This window comes from Micromonospora globispora, from assembly GCF_003857015.1.
In the GTDB taxonomy this organism is placed as follows: Bacteria; Actinomycetota; Actinomycetes; order Mycobacteriales; family Micromonosporaceae; genus Micromonospora; species Micromonospora globispora.
Genome location: NZ_QGGF01000037.1, coordinates 1 through 5,060 on the forward strand (window position 1 = coordinate 1; position 5,060 = coordinate 5,060).

Below are 5,060 nucleotides of genomic sequence, written 5' to 3' on the forward strand. Positions count from 1 at the left end.
TCAACCTGGTTGAGCGCTGGTTCGCCGACCTGACCGAGAAGATGATCCGTCGTGGCGTGTTCCGCAGCATCGACGACCTCGTCGCCGCCATCGAGGAGTACCTGCGCATGCACAACGACGACCCGAAACCGTTCGTGTGGACCGCCACAGCCGAATCGATCCTGGCCAAGGTCCGACGTGGACGAGTTGCCCTCCAGCAAACGGCTAGTCAAAACTGAGACAGAACACTAGATCTGTACCTGCTGGGACGGCGGCTCGCGAAGATCGGTGAGGCCGCTCTGGAAGGGCCGGGGGCCGAACGGTTGCCGCCCGCGCTGGCTCTGGTCCTAGGTGACGTGTTGATGCACCCGGATAGCTCGATTAGCGAGATCACGGCCCGGACGGGCTACCCGCAGGGCTACGTGTCGAAATCGGTCAACCGGCTGCGGGAGTGGGGCGTGGTCGAGACGGCGACGGACCCGGCCGACGGCCGGCGCACCCTGGTCCGAGCCACGCGTACGGTGCCCACGCGAATCGAGGAGCGGGCGAAGGCGCCGGTCGACGCGGTGTTGGCCGGTGCGTTGGACACCGCAGACTCCCAGGTGGTGGCCGAGGTTAGGGCGGCGTTGGAGTTGCTCGTGGACCGGCTTGTACCCAAAGGAGCGCGCACGAGAAGTCCGGCGTTGCACGCGGATCGCGCCGGGGTCCGCCGGCCGTCGGGAGGCAGTTCAGCGTAACCCTGGGTTCGACGACCAGGTAGAGCACCGGCCAGACGCAGCTAAGCGTCGTACCGCTGGGGACCGCCCGGTTCGTGCCGCGTGGACGTCCGATCGGTGGCATCGGATCACGATCGATTCAGGATGGAGACGGCGATGTTGTTGTTACGGGGACCGGGTGCTCACGTGGTGGGCGCCCTTGTCGGGGCGGTGCTGGTGGCCGCGGGTCTGGTCAGCGGGCATGTCGCGTTCGCAGTTGTCGGCGGCGCGATGCTCATCGCCACGGGTGCGCGCACCTACGTCGGATGGCTGGCGCGTCGCCGGGCGTCGAGCAGCGGGACGGCCGAGCGGTGACCATGGATCCGGATCGGCCGGGGACGGGGCCATGGCCGGCTCCGCGGCTGTCGAAGCTCGCACCGAGATTCGGATTGAGTCTCGTGCTCAACGGGGTGGTACCGGCGGTCATGTACGGCCTGCTGCGCTCCCGCCTACACAGCGATGTCGGCGCGCTAGCGGCTGGGGCGGCGGTACCGGCGCTATGGAGCGGCGTACTCGCGGCACGACGTCGCCGGGTCGACCCGGTCGCGCTGCTTGCCCTCACCGGTCTTGGCATCGCCCTGGGCGTTTCGCTGGCGTCCGGCGGTGGCACGCTGCCGCTGCTGCTGTGGCACGCGATGGTGACCGGGGTGGTGGGGTTGGCTTGTCTGATCTCGGTCCTGGTACGCCGGCCCCTGCTCGCGGTGGTGCGGCCGTTGCTTGTCCGCTCTCTCCGTCCCGAACACAGGCCTGCAGACAGCGCAGGGCCGCTGTCCGGTGCGGCCCACCGGCGATCCTTCATGGTGCTGACAGCCATCATCGGCGTGGGTTTCCTCGCCCACGCGGTCATGAACGTCGTGCTCGCCGTGACCCTGCCGACGAGCGGGTATCTGATCGTCTCCCGCATCGCCGGCTGGGCCATCACGGCCGCCGGCGCGGCGACGGTCGTCTGGTACATCAGGCGGGCAAAAGCCCGCATCCATAATGGCGAGACCGCCACCACCAACGCGACCGGCATCATCCGTCGACACGATCGTTGAGGCCGACTTTCTCACTTCGCAGCCGCGAGCATTCGCAGTCATCCGCAGAAGCCGACGACGACCGCGACCGGCATGTGACCGGCCCGATGCTTCCCTCCCACGTCCGACCAGCCACGAAGAGGCCAGCATGGACACAACGCAGACGGCAGTCCTGCGGGTGCCGGGCGCGCGCATCCACTACGAGCTTCACGGCGGGGCCGCTCCTTGTGCTCATTACGGCCGGAGCAGGTGACGCCAACAGCTACGACAACCTCATCGATCGTCTCGCCAGTCACTACACGGTGCTGACCTACGACCGACGCGGCTACTCGCGCAGCACCCGCGATGATCCCGCCCAGCCATTGGAGGTCGAGACGCACAGCGCGGACGTCGCGCAGCTGCTGAGCGTTCTGACCGCCGATCCGGGGTACGTGTTCGGCAGCAGCGGTGGCGGCGTCGTCGGACTCGACCTGGCCATCCGGTACCCCGCGAAGGTGTGCAGACTCGTCGCCCACGAACCGCCCACCAGGCAGCTGCTACCCGACGACGGCCAACTCCACGGTGGCATGTACGAGATCTATCGCCGGGACGGCGCCGAGGCGGCCATCCGGCACTTCGCGGCGAGCATCGGAGTCAACCCAGACCGCCGTGCCCGCGAACCGGGCGTGGAGGTCTCCAAGCCGAACGCCTGGTCCGCACCCAACCTGGAGTTCTTCCTGGCCCACGACGTCCCGGCCGTCGCGCGTTACAGCCTCGACCTGACGGCGCTCAAGGACACACCAGCACGGATCATGCCGGCCGCCGGAATCGCCTCACGGATGCACTGGCCCTACCGCTGCGCTGCCGCGCTCGCCGAGCAACTGGACACCGATCTCGTCGAATTCCCCGGCGACCACGCCGGGTTCGTCACCCACCCACAAGCTTTCGCCGATCGGCTGCACCAGGCTCTGCACGAATGACCCACACCTCATCGCATCGACACCGATCGGACCAGCCGCCGCGGCAATCTCGCAGCAGTCCTGTCCCCACCGAACGCCCTCTTCTCGGCATGACCGCGCGGTCAGCGGCAGATCCGGATGCGCGCTCGGGTCTGGCTGACGTCAGACGACGGTGGCGGTCACGGCCGACAGCAACCCGGGGTCAATGTCCAACGGGTTGCTGGTGCGTAGGGTGGCTTCCAAAGCAACCGCTGCATCACGTTCGGGCGAATCGGCATGGCACTCGCAGTCCAGCCATTCTGATGCGTAGTAGGCGTCGCCGATAACGCCACCGGGGTAGTCGAGGTCTGGGCCCAGTCGCGCCAGTTCCCGGACCGTCGCGAACTCGTCAGCGTCTGTTCGCGTGGCTACCGCCTGCCCAACCAACCGCCCGACCAACTCGCTGGCCTCGTCTGCGGGCAACTCAGTAATGGCAAGTTCAGACAGCAACTCGGGCACCAATTGGTCCACAAACCAGGGCGACGCCGTCCGAGACAGGCCGGCGAGTTCCGCAACGGCTTCCCCCTCCGCCCCTTGTGCGAGCAAGTGAGCGGCTACATCTGGCCAGTGACTGCTCAGTATGAGCCCAAGTTGGTGCGCACAACCAACGACACGGCGTTCATCGTTAGTGAGCACTCCGTTCACTCCACTGCCTCCAGTTTCGCTACCAATCCGCACCCAACATCATGCCCCGACCGTCCGGGGCGCCGACGTCCGCTATTCGGCAGAAGCGGATGCCTGGCACACCAGCCGTCGTGGACAGTCGGCGTCACGGTCCGTATCCGGCATGCTCAAGGCCCGTGTAACCATCAACTGAAGTCACCGTGTAACGCATCTGTGAGGCTCGCGGTGGTGGTCCTGGGTGGACTGCTGCCAGGATCGATGCCGGTGATCAGGGACTGACTCCTCACGCATCTGGCCGTCTATGGCGTGCCCTGCGCTTGACCTGTCGTCTCTGATCGCTGGCACCGGCCTGGCTCACCGTCTGGCCTGATCAGAAGCTTGCCCGCCGTGCGGCGTGGCTCATCACAGATGTGCCGTAGGTGTCTCCACCCAGGCCGGTGCCAACGTCAACCACCGCCCCTGGGAAGGAGCAGCGGCCTGATGCCCATGCTCGCAGAATCGGTCGACGCCGTCATCGGCGTGGACACCCACACCGACACGCACACCGCCTGCCTGGTCGATGGCACTGGCCGCGAGGTCGCGGCCGTCACCGTCGAGGCGAGCCCTGACGGCTACAGCGAGCTGATCGCCTGGGCCGCTCAGCAGGCGCCAGGCCCGCGATTGACCTGGGCGGTGGAAGGCTGCCGCTCGCACGGAGCCGGACTGCTGCGCGCCCTCCTGGCTGCGGGACAGCACGTCGTCGAAGCTGGTCGGCCGCAACGCGTCGGCCGCCGACCAGGCGGCAAGTCCGACCCGTCCGATGCCCGCCTGGCCGCCCGCACCACCCTGGCCGCAGGACATCACGCCCAGCCGCGCAGCGACGGCGACCGGGAAGCATTACGCATCCTGCTCGTGGCCCGCGAACACGCCAACGCAACCCGCACCGCCGCGATCAACGTGTTCAAAGCACTGCTGCTGACCGCACCCGACCAGCTGCGCGAGCCGCTACGCCGACAGTCAACCCCGCGGCAGACAGCCGCATGCGCCCTGCTGAGGGTCCACGCCCGCCACACCCCCGCCGAGCGGGTCCTGCGACAGACCCTACGCAACCTGGCCCAACGCATCCGTCAGCTCGACCGAGAGATCCGCGCCAACGAGCGCCAACTCCACGACCTGGTCGACACCATCATGCCCGCATTGCTGGCCGAACCCGGCGTCGGCCCAGTCAGCGCCGCACACCTCATCATCGCCTGGTCCCACCCCGGCCGATGCCGCTCCGAAGCCGCCTTCGCCGCCCTCGCCGGCGTCAGTCCACTGCAGGCATCCTCCGGCCGCATCACCCGTCACCGGCTCAACCGTTTCGGCGACCGGCAACTCAACCGAGCCCTACACACCATCGTCAACTGGCGCATGATCCACGGCCACGAACCCACCCAGCATTACCTCACCCGCCGACGTGCCCAACAGAAATCCGACGCCGAGATCCGCCGCTGCCTCAAGCGCTACACCGCCCGACACATGTTCCGGCTCATGGAAACCGCCGGAAGGACTTGACGAGCCATAGAAGCGTCAAGCGGAGTACGACACTGCCGGCTGCCGGCGATGCCTGGTCTCGCATGATGGTTGACGGAACGGCGTCGCAGGACGCTTGACACCAGGTCGTGATCGAATAGGTCCGGTGCTTGCGGTCGATGGTAAGGGTGTCAGGCTTCTGAGGCGGCCTGGTCCTG

General features: G+C 67.4%; 6 protein-coding genes and 1 pseudogene. 6 read left to right on the forward strand and 1 reads right to left on the reverse strand.

Annotated features, from left to right (window positions below; all coding sequences use genetic code 11):
- The 5 genes and pseudogenes from DKL51_RS01060 to DKL51_RS01075 form a co-directional block, all read left to right on the forward strand.
- Positions 1-218, forward strand: a pseudogene (locus DKL51_RS01060) (IS630 family transposase); the annotation flags it as partial.
- Positions 219-302: 84 nt separating this feature from the next.
- Positions 303-716 carry a MarR family transcriptional regulator gene (locus DKL51_RS01065; protein ID WP_260428325.1) on the forward strand — a complete coding sequence of 138 codons (414 nt, stop codon included), beginning with the start codon at positions 303-305 and terminating at the stop codon, positions 714-716.
- A gap of 165 nt (positions 717-881) precedes the next feature.
- Entirely contained in the window at positions 882-1,049 is a 168-nt protein-coding gene (locus tag DKL51_RS34620) for a hypothetical protein (RefSeq protein WP_165823248.1), read from the forward strand.
- 83 nt (positions 1,050-1,132) lie between these two features.
- Positions 1,133-1,771, forward strand: a complete 639-nt coding sequence (locus tag DKL51_RS01070; protein WP_109947420.1) for a VC0807 family protein — start codon at positions 1,133-1,135, stop codon at positions 1,769-1,771.
- An 86-nt stretch (positions 1,772-1,857) separates the two neighbouring features.
- On the forward strand, positions 1,858-2,709 hold the full coding sequence (locus tag DKL51_RS01075; protein WP_243422706.1) for an alpha/beta fold hydrolase: 852 nt from the start codon (positions 1,858-1,860) through the stop codon (positions 2,707-2,709).
- 141 nt (positions 2,710-2,850) lie between these two features.
- On the opposite strand, the gene DKL51_RS01080 is transcribed toward DKL51_RS01075, so the two are convergent.
- Positions 2,851-3,186, reverse strand: a complete 336-nt coding sequence (locus DKL51_RS01080) for a hypothetical protein (RefSeq protein ID WP_243420702.1) — start codon at positions 3,184-3,186, stop codon at positions 2,851-2,853.
- Positions 3,187-3,831: 645 nt separating this feature from the next.
- On the opposite strand from DKL51_RS01080, the gene DKL51_RS01085 reads away from it, so the two are divergent.
- Positions 3,832-4,884, forward strand: coding sequence for an IS110 family RNA-guided transposase (locus DKL51_RS01085; protein WP_109947418.1), 1,053 nt, complete (start codon positions 3,832-3,834; stop codon positions 4,882-4,884).
- The last annotated feature ends 176 nt before the right edge of the window (positions 4,885-5,060 follow it).

What these genes read in the sequence shown, in the direction of transcription:
- DKL51_RS01085 (WP_109947418.1), top strand. Translation starts at nt 3,832, where the DNA reads ATGCCCATGCTCGCAGAATCGGTCGACGCCGTCATCGGCGTGGACACC.
- DKL51_RS01075 (WP_243422706.1), top strand. Translation starts at nt 1,858, where the DNA reads ATGCTTCCCTCCCACGTCCGACCAGCCACGAAGAGGCCAGCATGGACA.